This is a genomic window from Streptomyces canarius, from assembly GCF_014650735.1.
Classification (GTDB): Bacteria; Actinomycetota; Actinomycetes; order Streptomycetales; family Streptomycetaceae; genus Streptomyces; species Streptomyces olivaceoviridis.
This window is the reverse complement of record NZ_BMVN01000007.1, coordinates 288,151-306,086: the sequence shown is the minus strand read 5'-3', so window position 1 is coordinate 306,086 and position 17,936 is coordinate 288,151. Positions and strand designations below refer to the sequence as shown.

The following is a 17,936-nucleotide window of genomic DNA, read 5'->3' as shown; positions in this document are numbered from 1 at the left end:
TCGTGCGGTCTTCTCAGGCGCCGGGCAGGGCGGAGCGGCTGACACGTATCTTCGACTGACCGTGCGGGCGCTTCTCCCAGTCCTCCATGAAGCGCGCGTGCAGACCGTGCTTGCGCGCCAGAGCCAGGAGGGTTGCGGTCCGGTAGTAGAAGTCCTCGCGCAGCACCTGGTGTTCGGTGCCCTCGGTACGGTCGAAGGTGAAGTCGAAGAAGCCGGTGTCGGTCAGCACGCGGCCGACGTGTGCCAGGCATTGGTCGATGACCTCCAGGGGCGAGTGGGAGAAGACGCTGTGCGCGTGGACGACGTCGAAATGGTTGCTGGGCAGGAAGTCCAGGGTGAGGTCGCCGGTGATGGTCAGGTGCGGCATCTTGTCCTGGAGGCGGCGCTCGACGAGGGTCTTCTTGGCGGCCACCAGGATGTCGGGCGAGATGTCGATGCCGTAGTAGTTGCCGGCGTCGAGATGGCTGATGAAGCGCCAGCCGCCGCGCAGGTTGCCGCAGCCGATGTCGAGCATGCGGTGGTCGGGGCGCAGCCCGTGTCCGATGAGGTAGTCGAACTGCATCTGCCCCAGCGCCAGCCAGCGGTCGTGGGTCTGGCTGCCGACCGCGGCCTCCGGATTACGACGGGTGTCCGAGGCCATCACGGCCCGGTAGTAGCCGACGTGGTCGGGGTGGATCAGGCGCAGCCAGGCGTCCCGGCCGGCCCGGCGGAGGTACGGGATGACGCGGCCAGGGTGGCGCAGGGCGTAACCGGTCTTGTGGGTGAGCGTGGCGCGGTTGTTGCGCAGTTTCCTCGGCGACCTGGCGTCAGCGGGCATGGTGGAGCGACCTCCGTGCAAAGGGGACCCCACGAGGGGTGAAGGGGTGGAAGGAGATGAAGAGGTGAAGGGGGAGCCCCGGCGCGGTCGGCGCGGTCAGACGCGACGGCGCAGGAGCAGCACGGTGATGACCGTGAGCAGGACGGCGAGGCCGCCGAGGACGGCGGTGTCGGTCCACTGGAAGGTCCAGTAGTCGCCGGCCGGGTTGGCCTCGTAGAAGCGGGCGACGTACCCGTGCCGGTCCATGCATTCCCTGAGCCGGTCACTCGAGGGGAAGGGGCAGTTCATCACGTCGTCGCGGCGGCCGGATGCGGTGATCAGCCCGTAGTGGCCGGTCGACCACTTCTCGCCCATGGCCGGCTTGGGGACGATGCCGACGCTGGTGTAGGTGTGCGGCGGGACCAGGAGTCGGGTCCTGTGCGTCCACTCCAGCAGGAGGGTCGTCGCCCCGGTCACCAGGAGGGTCAGGCCCATGGCGGCCAGAACCCGGCGGGCCAGCAGACCCAGCAGCGTGCCGGCCGCCAGGCCGAACAGGGCGGCGGCCACGACGCGTGGGCCCGAGCCGCTCAGGGCCGCGTCGTCGTACCAGAACAGGCCGTAGCTGCGGTCGGCGGCCGGTCGCCACCACCACGCGAACACTCCCGCGAGCAGGCCGGACAGGGCCACCGTGGTCGCCGCGGCCAGGGCGAACCGGGAGGCGAACCACTGGCCGCGGCTCACCCCCTGGGTGAGCACCAGGCGGTGCGTGCCCAGTTCCCGGTCGCGGCCCAGCAGCGGGGCGCCCCAGAAGACGCCGATCAGGACAGGCAGGGCGATGTTCAGCGCTCCGAGGTACTGAAGCGGTTCGACGTCCAGCAGCAGGGGCAGGCCCGTACCGGGTCGCGTGCAGTACAGCGGTCCGGGAGCACAGTGGTCGAACTGCCCGCTGTGCAGCTCGTCCAGCATGCCCGAGCGGTGGTACGCGGCGATGGCCGCGGCGGCGGCCAGGAAGACCGCGCTGACGCCGGCCAGCATCCGCTGCTGGCGCCATGCCAGCCAGAGGGAGCCTTTCACGCCGCCGCCTCCGTCCGCTCGGCGGGGGCGAGGCGCCCCGGGGCACCGGCTTCGAGATAGCCGATCAGGATGTCCTCCAGCCTGGGCCGCTCGACGTGCCAGTCGCCGCGCAGCGGTCCGTGCTGCCGTACCAGGGCGGTCATCTGCCTGCCTGCGGCACGCCGCCGTACGACGGTGTGCCGCCCGGCGAGGGCGTCGGCCTGGTCGGTGTGTCCGGTCAGCACGGCGTGGCTCTCGCGCAGCGCTTCGGCGTCCTCGCTCAGCTCGATCCGGCCGTCCCGCAACAGCAGCACCCAGTCGCAGGTCTGCTCTATTTCGGGCAGGACGTGCGAGGACAGCACGATGTTCGTGCCGCGCTCGGCGGCCTCGGCCATCAGTGACGCCATGATCTCGCCTCGTGCCACGGGGTCGAGGTCGGCCATGGGCTCGTCGAGAAGGAGGAGTTCGGGTCGCTTGCCAAGCGCCAGGGCGAGCGCGACGCGGGTGCGCTGTCCGGGGGACAGTTCGCCGACGCGGACGTGGAGGGGGATGTCGCCCTCGCGGACGGTCCGCTCGGCGACCGCCCGGTCCCACGACGAGTTCAGCTTCTCGCCCATCAGCAGGGTGTCCGCCACGGTGAAGCGGGGGTACAGCGGCTTGTCCTGGGTGAGCAGCGCGACCCGGGCGCGGGCCTCGGCCGTGCCCGGCGCGGTGTCCAGCACACGCAGCTCCCCGGAGTCGGCCCGCAGCAGGCCGCCGGCCAGGTGCAGCAGGGTGCTCTTGCCGGCGCCGTTGCGTCCGACAAGGGCGGTGATGCGGCCGTTGGGCACGGTGAACTCGCAGTCCCGCAGGGCCCGGCCGCCCCGCTTCCGGTACCGGAATCCGAGTCCCGTGGCGCGCAGTGCGGCCGGCGCGTCAGGCCCGGTCATGCGTCCTCCTTCTTCCGTTCCCGGTCGCCCGGGGTATGGGTGTCTCGCTCGTCGTCATAGGCGTCCAGGGCCGCTGTCACCAGGGCGAGCACGTCCGCCCGTTCCAGCCCCGCCGCCCGCGCGCGTGCCGTCCAGTCGGTGATCTCCCTACGCAGGGGCGAGTCGCCCTCCGCGCCGGGCCGGGCGAGAGACCGCGTCACGAAGGTCCCCAGCCCGCGGCGGAGCTCGACCAGACCGGCCTGCTCCATGTCGCGGTAGGCCCGGAGCACGGTGTTGGGGTTGATGGCGGTCGCCGCCACCACCTCCCTGGCCGTGGGCAACTTGTCCCCGACCTTCAAGGTGCCCATCCGGAGCGCCCGTTCGGTCTGGTCGACGATCTGCACGTAGGCCGGTACCCCGCTGCCACGGTCGATCCGGTACTCGACCACGTCACCTTCCATGGTTTCAGCGTGCTTGTGTTAATGAATTAATACAAGCATGGTGGGGGCGTGGCGGAGATGTCAAACCGCGGGGTGCCCAAGCGGTCCGCGGGGTCGGACAGTCCGCTCGGGCCCCGGCGTCCCGCCCTTCCCTCCGGGCGCCGCGAAGGCCACCGTCAAAGTGCCGTCACACAAAGCTGATTCACCGTCAGGGAGGCGTCAGGACGAGCCATGGGTGACCGAATCCGGGCCCGCACTGATCGGCAACGGGGGGAGGGCGACCGTCCGTGGCGGTGACGTGGAGGGACCGTGACCATCACGGCCGGAACCAGCGTGGGGGCCAGGACCGAGCTGGAGGCACCGCCGCGGCACACGAGGACGCCCCGGCCGGCGGCGGCTCCGGGCCGCGGAGACGTGGGCGGACGGGTGATCCTGGTCCGGCGCTGCGTCTGGCTCGGCAGGCCGTGGCCCACCTACTGCTCTGCGCCGCCGCTTCTGGGCCGCCGTGTCCGCGCGGCTGCGCCTTCTGCGCGCGTCCACGGTCGTACTCGCCACCGCCGTGGTCGCCCTGCCCACCATCGCCGGGGCGGCAGCGAACGGCAGTCTGGAACGACGTCAGTGGGCGGGACGCCCCGCGCACCACCAGCGGCGCCGGTCTCGACCTCGCCTGAACGACATGGACGCCCAGGCCGCCAACATGGCGCTGTCCAGCGGCGACGCCGGAAAGGGGCGTCTGCCGGCGCCGTACGAGAAGGCGGCCGACTTCTACGGTGGCGCGTCACGAGACCGGTCAGGTCTGCGGGCCCTTGCCGTCGCCGCCCATGCCGTCGCCCCCAAGGGCGACCGGTCCGACGAGAAGACGGTGGAGAACCTGACCGACGGCTTCGCCGAGTATCAGGAGCTGATCGGCCGTGCTCTGAACAAAACGGGCATCCCGGCGTGCCATGGTCGCTCACGAGGGGGCAGGATTCGCCTCCGGGTGTCAACGCCTTCCACGAGGTTCGAGGTTCGATCGGCGTGGCCGTCATGTCCACCGCCGTCGCGACCGGGCACGAGTGGGGAGCGATCGGCGACTTCCCAGGCGCCTTCCCGCTCAGCAGTCGCGGCCGGGACGGGCGCGCTGGCCGCCCTGGGTGCGTCGCCGGTTTGCGGTCCAACCTCCCTGCGCTGGGTACCGGCTCGGATCCGGCATGCGCACGGGCCAGGCGAGCTGTCCGGGGTCGAACGGCGGTATCCCTTCCGCGCGCATCAGGGACGACGCCCTGAACGCAGGCGCCTGACAACCCGCGGCCGGCAACCCCTGCAAGGAGGCGACCTGCGCGTCCAGCTCCTCCGTGCGCCGTCTCGCCTCTGCTTGTCGGTACTGCCGGTACTCCTGCGTGGCACGTCGTTGATGGGCCCGCGCCTGCCGTTCCTCTTCCCTGCGCCGTCTGGCCTCGGCTTCTACTTGACGCTGGTGCTGACCCTGCGTCTCCGCCCAGACACCGACAAAACCAGCAGAGCGACGACTCATGCGCTACAGGCCCTCCCCAGGACGTCGGCACAGCCGACCAAGCTCTGGTTGCCCCACAACCAGTAGTAACCAAACGACTTTAGCCAGCAATCGCTAGTGCGGACATCAACTTGCCAAAGGCAACTTGCACCGGCTGTTACGGCAGGTCATGACACGACTGCGCCCCCTCCGAAGCGAAGGGGGCGCTCATGATCACCACGCAGCCTGTGCGCGACCGCAGAGGCTCAGACCCACTCCACTTCAGAGTGGATGCCCGACGACCTCCCAGGACCCGGCAGAGGCGTGCGAGAGCGCTCCGTCGGCGCCTGCCGACGACTCGAAGCTGGGGTTCCGAGAGCAGCCAATGTCACAGCCACCTCCTCCTCGCTCACACCCGCCAACGCCTCAACCACCCGATCGAGTACCTCACTCACGTCAGTGCGTGTGACCACTCGAAGCCGGCGTCGGACCACCGTTCTTGACCGTCAAGGGCAGCAACTTCTTGCCGGTCGGGCCGATCTGGATGTGGGTGTCCATCTGCGGGCAGACGCCGCAGTCGAAGCACGGGGTCCAGCGGCAGTCCTCGACCTCCGTCTCGTCGAGGGCGTCCTGCCAGTCCTCCCAGAGCCAGTCCTTGTCCAGGCCGGAGTCGAGGTGGTCCCAGGGCAGGACCTCCTCGTAGCTGCGCTCACGGGTGGTGTACCAGTCGACGTCCACGCCGTAGGGGGCGAGGGCCTTGTCGGCGCACCGCATCCAGCGGTCGTAGGAGAAGTGCTCGCGCCAGCCGTCGAAGCGCCCGCCGTCGTCGTACACCGCGCGGATGACGGCGCCGATGCGGCGGTCGCCGCGGGAGAGCAGGCCCTCCACGATGCCGGGCTTGCCGTCGTGGTAGCGGAAGCCGATGGAGCGGCCGTACTTCTTGTCGCCGCGGATCTTGTCGCGGAGCTTCGCGAGGCGCTCGTCCGTCTCCTCGGCGGAGAGCTGCGGGGCCCACTGGAAGGGGGTGTGCGGCTTGGGGACGAAACCGCCGATCGAGACCGTGCAGCGGATGTCGTTCGAGCCCGAGACCTCGCGGCCCTTCTGGATGACGCGGGTCGCCATGTCGGCGATCTGGAGGACGTCGTCGTCGGTCTCCGTCGGCAGGCCGCACATGAAGTACAGCTTCACCTGGCGCCAGCCGTTGCCGTAGGCGGTGGCGACCGTGCGGATCAGGTCCTCCTCCGAGACCATCTTGTTGATGACCTTGCGGATGCGCTCCGAGCCGCCCTCCGGGGCGAAGGTCAGACCCGAGCGGCGGCCGTTGCGGGTCAGCTCGTTCGCCAGGTCGATGTTGAAGGCGTCGACGCGGGTGGAGGGCAGGGACAGGCCGATCTTGTCGTCCTCGTAGCGGTCGGCGAGGCCCTTGGCGACGTCGCCGATCTCCGAGTGGTCGGCCGACGACAACGACAGCAGGCCGACCTCCTCGAAGCCGGTCGCCTTCAGGCCCTTGTCCACCATCTCGCCGATGCCCGTGATGGAGCGCTCGCGCACCGGACGGGTGATCATGCCCGCCTGGCAGAAGCGGCAGCCGCGCGTGCAGCCGCGGAAGATCTCGACCGACATGCGCTCGTGGACCGTCTCGGCCAGGGGGACCAGCGGCTGCTTGGGGTACGGCCACTCGTCCAGGTCCATGACCGTGTGCTTGGACACACGCCACGGGACGCCCGACTTGTTGGGGACCACACGGGCGATACGGCCGTCGGGGAGGTACTCGACGTCGTAGAACGCCGGTACGTAGACCCCGCCGGTCCTCGCGAGACGGAAGAGGACCTCCTCGCGGCCACCGGGGCGGCCCTCGGCCTTCCACTCGCGGATGATCCGGGTCATGTCCAGCACGGCCTGCTCGCCGTCGCCGATGACCGCCGCGTCGATGAAGTCGGCGATCGGCTCCGGGTTGAAGGCGGCGTGGCCGCCGGCCAGGACGATCGGGTCGTCGATCGTGCGGTCCCTGGACTCCAGCGGGATGCCGGCCAGGTCCAGCGCGGCGAGCATGTTCGTGTAACCCAGCTCCGTGGAGAAGCTGAGGCCGAACACGTCGAAGGCCTTCACCGGGCGGTGGCTGTCCACCGTGAACTGCGGGACGCCGTGCTCCCGCATCAGCTCCTCCAGGTCCGGCCACACGCTGTAGGTGCGCTCGGCGAGGACCCCTTCCTGCTCGTTGAGGACCTCGTAAAGGATCATGACGCCCTGGTTGGGCAGACCGACCTCGTACGCGTCCGGGTACATGAGCGCCCAGCGGACGTCGCACTCGTCCCACGGCTTGACCGTGGAGTTGAGCTCTCCGCCGACGTACTGGATCGGCTTCTGCACGTGCGGGAGCAGAGCTTCGAGCTGCGGGAAAACCGACTCGACAGGCATCTCGCGAACCTTCATGAGTGACAGGGGGGACCATCAAGCCTAACCCGCCCGGCGGCCTCCCCCGAACGCTCAGCGGGCCGGCCCGGACCCGCTCTCCTGCCAGAGCCGGGGCAGCTCCGCCTCCGTCGCCGCCGCCCGTGCCTCCTCCCTGCCGTACAGCACCCCGTAGGTGAACGCGCTCTCCCCCGCCGCGTGCGCCACCGCCGCGAGCTCGCGGAGGGTGCGGCGGGCCATGACGCTGTCCTGGTGGTCGCCCAGGAGGGTGGTCAGGGATTTCATGGCCTTGGTCAGGGTGCGGGCGGGGGCGCCCAGCGCCTCGGTGGCGGCCTCGGCGGCGTAGCGGGTGCGCTTGGCCTTCTTGCGGGCCTCGTGCAGGGCGAGGTCGCGGTCCCGCCCCGGCGGCAGCGCCAGGGCGTGCTCCACGACATCCGTCAGCTTCTTCTCGTCCTTGTGTACGGCCTTGGTGAGGGCCTTCCCCGGCTTCTTGCCGGCCGCCTCGCGCAGCGGCGGGTCCGCGAGGAGGGCGTCCAGGGCGTCCAGCAGGGCCAGATAGCGGCGGGAGTCCAGCACGCCGGTGAGGTGGGCGTGGGCGCCGCCGTGCCGGGCGCGGGACCACGCGGTGAGCCGCTCGCGGACGGGGCCGGTGACCAGGGTGGCCGGGAGCGCGTCGAGGGCGGTGGTCAGGCGGTCGGCCAGCACCTCCTGGTCGCGGTCGACGCCCAGCTCGCCGGCGAGCCACTTCAGCTCGGCGCCGACGGGGTCGGTGACGGTGCGGTCCAAGAGGGCGCCGAAGGTGCGCAGGGTGCTGCGGGCGCGGCGGGTGGCGACCCGCATGCGGTGCACGGCGTCGGGCAGGTCGCGGCGGACGGCGGGGTCCAGCTCGACCAGCGCGTCCCGCTGGGCGCGGAGGTAGGCGAGGACGTGGTCACCGGCGGTCACCGGCGGCGGGGGCCCGGTCTTCTTCCGGCGCCGGCCGGCGGCCGTCTCCTCCAGGGCACGCGCCAGCTTCGACGGCGACCGGGACGGCCGTACGCCCGCCTTGCCCAGCCGCTTCTCCAGTTGGTCGAGGAGGGCCGGGTCGCCGCCGTCGGCCAGTTCCACCTCGATCTCGGTCCACTGGGCGACCCCGCCCCCGCCGCTCAACCGCTCGGCGGTCACGGCGTCGACGCTGGCCTCGGCCAGCAGCACGCCCTCGGCGTCGACCAGGTGCCTGACGTCGCGGGCGGAGCGCAGCCGGACCAGCGGGACGAGCGCCGCGTCCCGGACGCGGGACCGGACGAGGGCCGCGATCTCCTCGGGAACGGTGTCGGAGAGCGGGGCCTGGATCTCGTCGCGGACTCCGGGGGCGACCGGGAACTTCAGGTGCCAGCCGGCGTCCGCGCCACCGGTGCGGTGGCGCAGGGTGAGGGCGGCGGCGGCCAGACGTTCGTCGACGGTGTCGTAGTACGTGGCGTCGAGTTCCATCAGGCCCTTGTCCAGGACGGCCGCCACCGCGCCGACACCGGTCAGGTCCGGCAGCCCGCTGTCGTCGGACTCGTACTTGCGCTCGATCTCGCGTTTCGCATCCGCCATGCACCGAATCTAGTGTCCGGGGCGCCGGAACGGCAGGGGGCGCCGGGCCTACGCCGACATGGGCCGTTGCACCTTGATCGACTGCAACAGTCCCACCGCGACCCAGACCGCGAACATGGACGAGCCGCCGTACGACACGAACGGCAGGGGCAGACCGGTGACCGGCATGATGCCGAGGGTCATGCCGATGTTCTCGAAGGACTGGAAGGCGAACCAGGCGACGATCCCGGCGGCGACGATCGTCCCGTACAGCTCGGTCGAGTCACGCGCTATCCGGCAGGCGCGCCACAGGAGGACACCGAGCAGGAAGATGATCAAGCCGGCGCCGAGGAAGCCCAGCTCCTCCCCCGCGACCGTGAAGACGAAGTCGGTCTGCTGCTCGGGCACGAACTGGCCGGTGGTCTGCGAGCCGTGGAACAGCCCGGCCCCGGTGAGTCCGCCGGAGCCGATGGCGATGCGGGCCTGGTTGGTGTTGTAGCCGACACCGGCCGGGTCCAGGTCCGGGTTGGCGAAGGCCGCGAACCGGTTGATCTGGTACTCGTCCAGGATGTGCAGCTGCCAGATCGCGATGCAGCCGATGACACCGGCGGTGAGCAGACCGAAGACCCAGCGGTTGGAGGCGCCGGAGGCGAGCAGCACGCCGAGGATGATCGCCACCATGGCCAGTACCGAACCGAGGTCGGGCATGAGCAGCAGGATCAGGATCGGGACGGTCGCCAGGCACAGGGACTGGAAGACGGTCCGGTGGTCGGGGTACGGCTTGTCGCCCGCGTCCACCCGCGCGGCCAGCATCATGGCCATGCCCAGGATGATCGACACCTTGAGGAACTCGGCGGGCTGGAGCGAGAAGCCGCCGATCACCAGCCAGTTGCGCTGGCCGTTGATCGTGGCGCCGAGCGGGGTGAGGACCACCAGGGCGAGGAGCACCGACAGGCCGTAGAGGATCGGCACGGCGTTGCGCAGGGCGCGGTGGCCGAGCCAGACGGTGCCGATCATCAGGGCGATCCCGATGCCGAGGTTCATCAGGTGCCGGAGCAGGAAGAAGTACGGGTCGCCCTGGTTCAGCTCGGTGCGGTTGCGGGTCGCCGAGTACACCAGCAGGGAGCCCAGCAGGGACAGGGCGGTGGCCGCGAGCAGTATCGGCCAGTCCAGCCGGCGGGTGAGCGAGTCGCGGGCGAAGATCCTGGTCCAGCCGGCCCGCTCGGGGCCGTACCCGGAGACGGAGAAGCTGTTCGCGCCGGTCATGAGGGCATCCTCCGGCTTCCCCTCCTGCGAGGCCGTCTGCGGGTGTCACGATTGCCCGTGCCGGGCGACGGCGTGGTGCCGGCGGGCTGCTGGCCGTCGCCGTTGGTCGGGTTGTTCTTCTGGGCGGCCTCGGCGTCCTTCGCCGGGTCGCCGGTGACCTTCGGGGCGGCGATGGTGCCGTCCGTGCGGACCTTGGGCAGGCTCTTCTGCGGCTCGGGCAGCAGCGCCTTCTTGCCGTCGATGGAGCCGTCGCCCTGGACGCCGTAGAGCGCGCTGTAGATGTTGCGCACGGCCTCACCGGAGGCGCCGGAACCCGTACCGGCCTGGGCGATCGTCATGATCACCGTGTAGTCCTTGGAGTAGGTGGCCAGCCAGGACGTGGTCTGCTTGCCGTAGACCTCGGCCGTACCGGTCTTGGCGTGCAGCGGGATCTTGTCCTGCGGCCAGCCGCCGAACTTCCAGGCCGCCGTACCGCGGGTGATGACGCCCGCGAAGGCGTCGTCCATGCCCTTGAGGGTGGCCTGGCTGACGGGCAGCCTGCCGCGCTTCGTCGGCTTGATCTCCCGCACCGTCTTGCCGTCGGCGCTGATGATCGCCTTGCCGATGGTCGGCTGGTACATCGTGCCGCCGTTGGCGACGGCGCCGTAGATCACGGCCTCCTGGATCGGGGTGACGAGGGTGTCGCCCTGGCCGATGGAGTAGTTGATCGAGTCGCCCTCGCGCATCTTGTTGCCTTCGAGGCAGTTCTCGTAGGCGATCTTCTCGACGTAGGAGCCGTCCTTCTTGCCGGTCCTGCACCAGGCGTCCTTGTTGGCCTTCCAGTACGCCTGCTTCCACTGGCGGTCGGGGACGCGGCCGGTGACCTCGTTGGGCAGGTCGACGCCGGTCTCCTTGCCGAGGCCGAACTGGTGGGCGGCCTTGTAGAAGTAGTCCTTCGGCTGGCCCTTCTTGGGGTTGATGCCGCCGTCCTTCTTCCACTCCTTGTCGGCCAGGTAGTAGAAGACGGTGTCGCAGGAGACCTCCAGGGCGCGGCCCAGGGGGATCGGGCCGAAGTTCTCGCCCTCGAAGTTCTTGAAGACCTGGCCGCCGACCGAGTACGAGCTGGTGCAGGGGTAGCGGCCGTCGAAGTCGTAGCCGGCCTCGACCGCGGCGGCCGTGGAGACCACCTTGAACGTCGAGCCGGGGGCGGCCTGACCCTGTATGGCCCGGTTGAGCAGGGGGTAGTCCGAGTCCTTGCCGGTGAGGGCCTTGTAGTCCTTGGCGGAGATGCCGCCGACCCAGACGTTCGGGTCGTACGTCGGCGCCGAGGCCATGGCGACGATGCGGCCGGTCTTGGCCTCCATCACCACGACGGCACCGGAGTCCGCCTTGTAGTTGGTGCCGGTGATCTTGTCGAACTGCTGGCGGGCGGCCTTCATCGCCCTGTCCAGCTCGTACTCGGCGACCCGCTGGACGCGGGAGTCGATGCTGGTGACCAGGTTCGAACCGGACTCGGCCGCGTCCGACTTGGCCTTGCCGATGACCCGGCCGAGGTTGTCGACCTCGTAGCGGGTGACGCCGGCCTTGCCGCGCAGCACCTTGTCGTACGTCCGCTCCAGGCCGGAGCGGCCCACCATGTCGGAGCGCAGGTAGGGCGAGTCGGAGTCCTTGGCCTGCTGGATCTCGGCGTCGGTGACGGGCGAGAGATAGCCGAGCACCTGCGCGGTGTTGGACTTGCCGGGGCCCGGGTAGCGGCGGACGGCCTCGGGCTCGGCGGTGATGCCGGGGAAGTCCTCGGAGCGCTCGCGGATCTGCAGGGCCTGCTTGGCGGTGGCCTCGTCGGTGATCGGGATCGGCTGGTAGGGCGAGCCGTTCCAGCAGGGCTGGGGGGTCTCGGCGTCGCACAGCCGGACCTTCTGCATGACCTCTTCGGGGCTCATGCCGAGGACGCCGGCCAGCTTGGTGAGGACGGCCTTGCCGTCGTCCTTCTGCTTCAGCAGGTCGGTGCGGGAGGCGGAGACCACCAGGCGGGTCTCGTTGTCCGCGAGGGGGACGCCCCGGGCGTCCAGGATGTCGCCGCGCACGGCCGGATCGACGACCTGCTGGACGTGGTTGCCGGACGCCTCCTTCTGGTACTCGGCGCCCTCCCGGATCTGGAGGTACCACAACCGGCCGCCGAGCGTGCCGAGGAGGGAGAGAACGAGGATCTGGATGACGACGAGCCGGATCTGGACCCGTGGGGTCCGACCGGTCTCGGGGATGTTGGTCACTGCGGCTGTCTCCCCCTCTCAGTGCGCCTGTGCGACAACGCGTACGAATGATGAACGACCGGCCTGTGAACCGGCGTTCCAGGAACGCTTACCCGTTCGAGTGAACTCACCGGAGGTCGGCCCGCCGGTGTGGAACTCCCCGCCCCTCACAGCCGCTTGACCCCCTTGATGCGGCCGACCCGGGCGGAGCGCGTGCGCGCCTTGGCCTTCAGGGCGCCCAGACCGCTGCGCTGGCCGCCGATGCGCAGACCCGTGCCGGAGGAGAGCCAGCCCGAGGAGATGTCCCCGGCCTTGGCCGCGGGCCCGGTCTCGGTGAGCGGGTCGTTGTCGGCGCGGCGGGCCAGCCACATCACGCCGGGCACGATGAACGGCGCGAGCAGCAGGTCGTACAGGGCGGCGGAGAACAGCAGCCCCGGCAGGCCGACATGGCGGGCGGCGGTGTCGCCGACCAGGGCGCCCACCCCGGCGTAGAGCAGGGTGGAGCCGATGGCGGCGGCGACCACGACGGCCATCGGGCCGGTCGCCGACTTCAGCCGGCCGTTCTCCGGCTTGACGAGCCCGGCCAAGTAGCCGATGACGCACAGCACGAGCGCGTACCGGCCGGCCGCGTGGTCGGCCGGCGGGGCCAGGTCGGCGAGGAGACCGGCACCGAAACCGACGAGGGCGCCGCCGACGTGGCCGTAGACCATCGCCAGGCCGAGGACGGTGAGCAGCAGCAGGTCGGGGACGGCGCCCGGCAGGTGCAGCCGGGCGAGGACGCTCACCTGGATCACCAGGGCCACGACGACCAGCGGGGTGGAGAGCAGGATCCGGTTGACACGCATGGGGATACAGCTCCTACTGCTGCTCGTCGGTGGCGGGGGCGTCGGCCGACGGGGTGACCGTCACGGTCACCGTCGGCGTCGGGACCGGCTTCGGCTTGGCCGGGAGCACGGTGTCCCGCGGGTCCTGCTTCGGCGGCGCCACGACCACGCCGACGATGTCGAGCTTGGTGAAGCCGACGTACGGGGTGACGTACAGCGTGCGGGTCAGGCCACCGCCGGAGGGGTCGACGCGGGAGACCACGCCGACCGGGACACCGGGCACGAACGGCTTGTCGGCCTGCGAGCCGAACGTGACGAGCCGGTCGCCCTTCTTCACCTCCGCCTTGCCGTTGAGCAGTTCCACGCGCAGCGGGCGGTCGCCCTGCCCGGAGGCGAAGCCGAGTTCGTCGCCCGCCTCCATGCGGGTGCCGACGGTGAAGTCCGGGTCGTTGGCGAGCAGCACGGTGGAGGTGCTGGGGCCGACGGTGGTGACCCGGCCGACCAGGCCGTCCCCGTTCAGGACGGTCATGTCCCGCTTGATGCCGTCGTCGGCGCCGACGTCGATGGTGATGGTCCAGGAGAAGCCCTGGGCCGAGCCTATGGCGATGACCTGGGCGCCCTTGATGCCGTACTGCCCCTCGCCGGCCACCTTGAGCAGCTTGTCGAGCTGCTTCAGGCGGCTGCGGTTGCGGTCGTCGCTGCCGAGCTTGGCCTTGAGGGCCGCGTTCTCCTTCTCCAGCGCGGCGAGCCGGTCGTGCCGGCTGCCGGAGTCGCGGACCGCGGAGACGGCGCCCGCGACCGGGTCCACCGCGGAGGACAGCCCGTTCTCGACCGGGCCGAACACCGCCGCGGCGGCGTGCCGGGCACCGTCGACCGGGGAGTTCCGGCCTCCGCGGATGTCCACCGTGATCAGCGCGAACGCGATGGCGACCAACAGGACCAGGAGCAGCCGGCTCTCTTTCGTGTCCCTCACGTGCGGCGGCCGTGCCCTTCCTCAAGTAGGAATTCGTCGGACCCCTGGAGAACGCGCGTGCTGTGACGCGGCCCAAGAGGCCCGTTCGTGGGAGCTTATGCCTCTATATCAACGATCCGCCGCACGAGAGGAGAACGTCTCGTACGGCGGAATCGAAGAGTCGCGTCATCTGCGCGGCTGGGCGTCCAGGACCTGCTGGAGCGCCTCGAACTCCTCGACGCACTTGCCGGAGCCGAGCGCGACGCTGTCCAAGGGGTCCTCGGCGATGTGGATCGGCATGCCGGTCTCCCGCCGCAGCCGCTCGTCGAGCCCGCGCAGCAGGGCTCCTCCGCCGGTCAGAACGATTCCTCGGTCCATGATGTCGCCGGACAGCTCCGGCGGACACTTGTCGAGGGTGGTCTTCACCGCGTCCACGATCGCGTTGACCGGCTCCTCGATCGCCTTACGGACCTCGGCCGCCGAGATGACGACGGTCTTCGGCAGCCCGGACACCAGGTCCCGGCCGCGGACTTCGGTGTGCTCGTCGGTGTCGAGGTCGTACGCCGAACCGATGGTGATCTTGATCTGTTCCGCCGTGCGCTCGCCCAGGAGGAGGCTGTACTCCTTCTTGATGTACTGGATGATCGCGTTGTCCAGTTCGTCGCCGGCGACGCGGATGGACTGGGCGGTGACGATCCCGCCGAGCGAGATGACCGCGACCTCCGTGGTGCCGCCGCCGATGTCCACCACCATGTTGCCGGTGGCCTCGTGGACCGGCAGACCGGAGCCGATGGCGGCGGCCATGGGCTCCTCGATGATGTGCACCTGACGGGCGCCGGCCTGGGAGGACGCCTCGATGACCGCCCGGCGCTCGACGCCCGTGATGCCCGAGGGCACACAGACGACGACCCGCGGCCGGGCCAGATACCGCCGCTTGTGGATCTTCAGGATGAAGTAGCGGAGCATCCGCTCGGTGATTTCGAAGTCGGCGATCACGCCGTCCTTCAGCGGACGGACCGCCACGATGTTGCCCGGCGTCCGGCCGATCATCTTCTTCGCTTCGGCACCGACCGCGAGGATCCCACCCGTGTTGGTGTTGATCGCCACGACGGACGGCTCGTTCAGTACGATCCCGCGACCCCTGACGTACACCAGCGTGTTGGCGGTCCCGAGGTCGACAGCCATGTCACGGCCGATGAACGACATTGAGTTCCCCATCCGGATTCATCTGGCCGTCCTGAGCGTTTGAGGGCATGTCAGGCCGGCGAGGCGGGTGCTGTGACGTGAAGGCTTCCATCGTAAACGCGCCTGCACGAACACTGCGCGAGGGTCTCCGCCATTGTCACCAGATGGCGTGCCGCCCCGCTCGTGGAGACGGGCGTTCGGGGGCGCTCGTTCCCTCAAATGCCAGGACTGTGCCGGAAAGGGCCGGGCGTGGTCCCGGACCCTCTCCGCGGCGGACGGGCGTTACGCGCGGCCGGGGAAGAAGATCTTCACCTCGCGCTCGGCGGACTCCTCGGAGTCGGAGGCGTGGATCAGGTTCTCGCGGACGATCACGCCGTAGTCACCGCGGATCGAGCCGGGCGCGGCGGCGATCGGGTCGGTCGGGCCGGCAAGCTGGCGCACGCCCTCGATGACCCGCTCGCCCTCCACGATCAGCGCGACGACCGGACCGGAGGACATGAACTCCACCAGCGGCTCGTAGAACGGCTTGCCCTTGTGCTCGCCGTAGTGCTGCTCCAGCGTGTCCTGGTCCAGGGTGCGCAGTTCCAGCGCGGTGATCTGCCAGCCGGCCTTGCGTTCGATGCGGCTGATGATCTCGCCGGTCAGGCCACGACGGACGGCGTCGGGCTTGAGGAGGACGAGGGTGCGCTGGCTCACGGAAGGCTCCTTACACGACTTGCGGGTGCGGTGGGACGAGGTTACAGGGCGTGTCGGGGCCGTTGTTACGCAGCGTCAGGCGTGGAGGAGGAGGACTGGGCCTGGGCCGCGAAGCGGGCCTTCGCCTCGTCCACCTTTCTCCCGAAGTGCACCGACGCCCACCACAGCGCCGCGAACACCGCGCCCAGGAAGTACATGGTCGGGACGACGACACCGGAGGCGATCAGGGCGATTTGCAGGGCCCAGCCGAGGGCCACCCCGCCGGGCCGGGTCACCATGCCGCACAGCAGCACGCACAGCAGCATCGCGATGCCGCTGACCAGCCACACCGTCGACGTGGACAGGTCCGGGTCCTTCATGGCGACGAGCCCGGCGAAGCCGATGACGAAGAACTCGCCGATCAGGGTCGATGCACAGAGCGTACGCATCTTCGACTCTCAGCCCTTCCCCAGCAGCAGCCGGGCCTCGCCGACCGTGATGACGGAACCGGTCACCAGCACACCGCCGCCCGCGAACTCGCCCTCCTCCTCGGCCAGCGTGATCGCGGCCTCCAGGGCGTCCGGCAGCCGCGGCTCGACCTGCACGCGCTCGTCGCCGAACACCTCGACGGCGATCGCGGCCAACTCGTCCGCGTCCATGGCGCGATGGCTGGAGTTCTGCGTGACGACGACCTCCGCGAAGATCGGCTCGAAGGCCTCCAGCAGCCCGCGCACGTTCTTGTCGCCGCTCGCGCCGACGACCCCGATCAGCCGGGTGAAGTCGAACGCCTCCCGCACGGCCTCGGCGGTGGCCTCGGCACCCGCGGGGTTGTGCGCGGCGTCCAGCACGACGGTGGGAGAGCGCCGTACGACCTCCAGCCGGCCCGGGGACGACACGGCCGCGAACGCCTTGCGCACGGTGTCGATGTCCAACGGCTCGGCGCGCTGCGCGCCCACGCCGAAGAACGCCTCCACGGCAGCGAGCGCGACCGCCGCGTTGTGCGCCTGGTGGGCGCCGTGCAGCGGCAGGTACACCTCGTGGTACTCGCCGCCGAGGCCGCGCAGGGTGAGGAGCTGCCCGCCGACGGCGACCTGCCGGTCGACGACGCCGAACTCCAGCCCCTCACGGGCCACGGTGGCGTCGACCTCCACGGCCTTCTTCAGCAGCACCTGCGCCGCGTCCACCGGCTGCTGGGCCAGGATGACGGTCGCGTCCTGCTTGATGATGCCGCTCTTCTCTCCGGCGATCTGCGCGTGCGTCTCGCCGAGCCGGTCGGTGTGGTCGAGGTCGATGGGGGTGACGACGGCGACGTCGCCGTCGATCACGTTGGTGGCGTCCCAGGAGCCGCCCATGCCGACCTCGACGACGGCGACGTCCACGGGGGCGTCCGCGAAGGCCGCGTACGCCATGCCGGTGAGCACCTCGAAGAAGGACAGCCGGTACTCCTGCTGCCCGTCGACCATCTCGACGTACGGCTTGATGTCCTGGTACGTCTCGATGAACCGCTCGGCGGTGATCGGGGCGCCGTCCAGGCTGATCCGCTCGGTGATCGACTGCACGTGCGGGCTGGTGTAGCGGCCGGTGCGCAGCTCGAAGGCGCCGAGCAGGGCCTCGATCATGCGGGCGGTGGAGGTCTTGCCGTTCGTACCCGTGATGTGGATCGAGGGGTACGACCGCTGGGGCTCGCCCAGCACGTCCATCAGCGCGGCGATGCGACTGACCGAGGGCTCCAGCTTCGTCTCGCCCCAACGGGTGGCCAGCTCCGCCTCGACCTCGCGCAGGGCCTTGTCGACCTCGGGGTCCTCGGGGCGGGCGGGCACGTCCGCCTGCGGAGGGCCGCCCTGGGTGCGCAGGGTGCGGCTGCCGGCCTCGATGACCGCGAGGTCGGGGTCGCGGGTGGTCTCGGCCTCGATGATCTCGTCGAAGGAGTCGAGGGGGTCGGGGGTGTCGCTGGTGCCGGGCGCTTCGCTCACGGGGCCCAGTCTACGGAGCGGATGCCTGCGGCGGGGCGCCGGTATGGGGTGGCTTGTCTCGCGGGCCGACGGGGGCGCTCGCGCGCGATGCGGGGGGCTTGTGTCGCCGGCCGACTGCGGGGCGCTCGCGCGCGATGCGGGGTGACAACTCTCGCCGGCCCGCCGCGGGGCACTCGCGCGTGATGCGGGGTGGCAT

General features: G+C 70.4%; 15 protein-coding genes. 1 reads left to right on the top strand and 14 read right to left on the bottom strand.

The genetic code is table 11. From position 1 onward, the window contains the following. Positions 1–13 precede the first annotated feature (13 nt). The 4 genes from IE294_RS13615 to IE294_RS13600 all read right to left on the bottom strand — a co-directional run bounded on the left by IE294_RS13615 (position 14) and on the right by IE294_RS13600 (position 3,218). Complete coding sequence (locus IE294_RS13615) at positions 14–817, bottom strand: class I SAM-dependent methyltransferase (protein WP_189885677.1); 804 nt, start codon at positions 815–817, stop codon at positions 14–16. A gap of 96 nt (positions 818–913) precedes the next feature. Next, a complete protein-coding gene (locus tag IE294_RS13610) occupies positions 914–1,870 on the bottom strand; it encodes an ABC-2 membrane transporter-related protein (RefSeq protein WP_189885675.1) in 957 nt (318 codons plus the stop codon). Continuing rightward, the gene (locus IE294_RS13605; RefSeq protein ID WP_189885672.1) at positions 1,867–2,778 is read right to left on the bottom strand and encodes an ABC transporter ATP-binding protein; all 912 of its coding nucleotides are present in this window, start codon (positions 2,776–2,778) and stop codon (positions 1,867–1,869) included. Before IE294_RS13605 ends, IE294_RS13610 begins: the two co-directional genes overlap by 4 nt. Continuing rightward, a complete protein-coding gene (locus IE294_RS13600) occupies positions 2,775–3,218 on the bottom strand; it encodes a GntR family transcriptional regulator (RefSeq protein WP_189885670.1) in 444 nt (147 codons plus the stop codon). The genes IE294_RS13605 and IE294_RS13600 overlap by 4 nt, the downstream gene beginning before the upstream one ends. Positions 3,219–3,873: 655 nt before the next feature. Here IE294_RS13600 and IE294_RS50115 point away from each other — a divergent pair. After that, entirely contained in the window at positions 3,874–4,776 is a 903-nt protein-coding gene (locus IE294_RS50115) for a hypothetical protein (RefSeq protein ID WP_189885668.1), read from the top strand. A gap of 348 nt (positions 4,777–5,124) precedes the next feature. Here IE294_RS50115 and IE294_RS13590 read toward each other — a convergent pair whose 3' ends face one another. From IE294_RS13590 to folC, 10 genes are all read right to left on the bottom strand, one after another. Next, positions 5,125–7,086, bottom strand: coding sequence for a TIGR03960 family B12-binding radical SAM protein (locus tag IE294_RS13590; RefSeq protein ID WP_189885667.1), 1,962 nt, complete (start codon positions 7,084–7,086; stop codon positions 5,125–5,127). A gap of 69 nt (positions 7,087–7,155) precedes the next feature. Further along, on the bottom strand, positions 7,156–8,658 hold the full coding sequence (locus tag IE294_RS13585) for a CYTH and CHAD domain-containing protein (protein WP_189885665.1): 1,503 nt from the start codon (positions 8,656–8,658) through the stop codon (positions 7,156–7,158). Between the two features lie 48 nt (positions 8,659–8,706). Beyond that, positions 8,707–9,903, bottom strand: a complete 1,197-nt coding sequence (rodA, locus tag IE294_RS13580) for a rod shape-determining protein RodA (protein WP_189885662.1) — start codon at positions 9,901–9,903, stop codon at positions 8,707–8,709. Further along, positions 9,900–12,152, bottom strand: coding sequence for a penicillin-binding protein 2 (gene mrdA / locus IE294_RS13575; RefSeq protein WP_189885660.1), 2,253 nt, complete (start codon positions 12,150–12,152; stop codon positions 9,900–9,902). The genes rodA and mrdA overlap by 4 nt, the downstream gene beginning before the upstream one ends. A gap of 146 nt (positions 12,153–12,298) precedes the next feature. Further along, positions 12,299–12,976 (bottom strand): rod shape-determining protein MreD, encoded by a 678-nt coding sequence (mreD, locus tag IE294_RS13570; protein ID WP_189885659.1) that lies wholly within the window; start codon positions 12,974–12,976, stop codon positions 12,299–12,301. Positions 12,977–12,989: 13 nt separating this feature from the next. Next, positions 12,990–13,928 (bottom strand): rod shape-determining protein MreC, encoded by a 939-nt coding sequence (gene mreC / locus IE294_RS13565; RefSeq protein WP_189885657.1) that lies wholly within the window; start codon positions 13,926–13,928, stop codon positions 12,990–12,992. Between the two features lie 165 nt (positions 13,929–14,093). Next, positions 14,094–15,113 (bottom strand): rod shape-determining protein, encoded by a 1,020-nt coding sequence (locus IE294_RS13560; protein ID WP_014672705.1) that lies wholly within the window; start codon positions 15,111–15,113, stop codon positions 14,094–14,096. 261 nt (positions 15,114–15,374) lie between these two features. Beyond that, on the bottom strand, positions 15,375–15,788 hold the full coding sequence (gene ndk, locus IE294_RS13555) for a nucleoside-diphosphate kinase (protein WP_014672706.1): 414 nt from the start codon (positions 15,786–15,788) through the stop codon (positions 15,375–15,377). A gap of 65 nt (positions 15,789–15,853) precedes the next feature. Next, a complete protein-coding gene (locus IE294_RS13550; RefSeq protein WP_014672707.1) occupies positions 15,854–16,216 on the bottom strand; it encodes a DUF4233 domain-containing protein in 363 nt (120 codons plus the stop codon). Positions 16,217–16,225: 9 nt separating this feature from the next. Continuing rightward, positions 16,226–17,740 carry a bifunctional tetrahydrofolate synthase/dihydrofolate synthase gene (gene folC / locus IE294_RS13545; protein WP_189885655.1) on the bottom strand — a complete coding sequence of 505 codons (1,515 nt, stop codon included), beginning with the start codon at positions 17,738–17,740 and terminating at the stop codon, positions 16,226–16,228. Positions 17,741–17,936 lie beyond the last annotated feature (196 nt).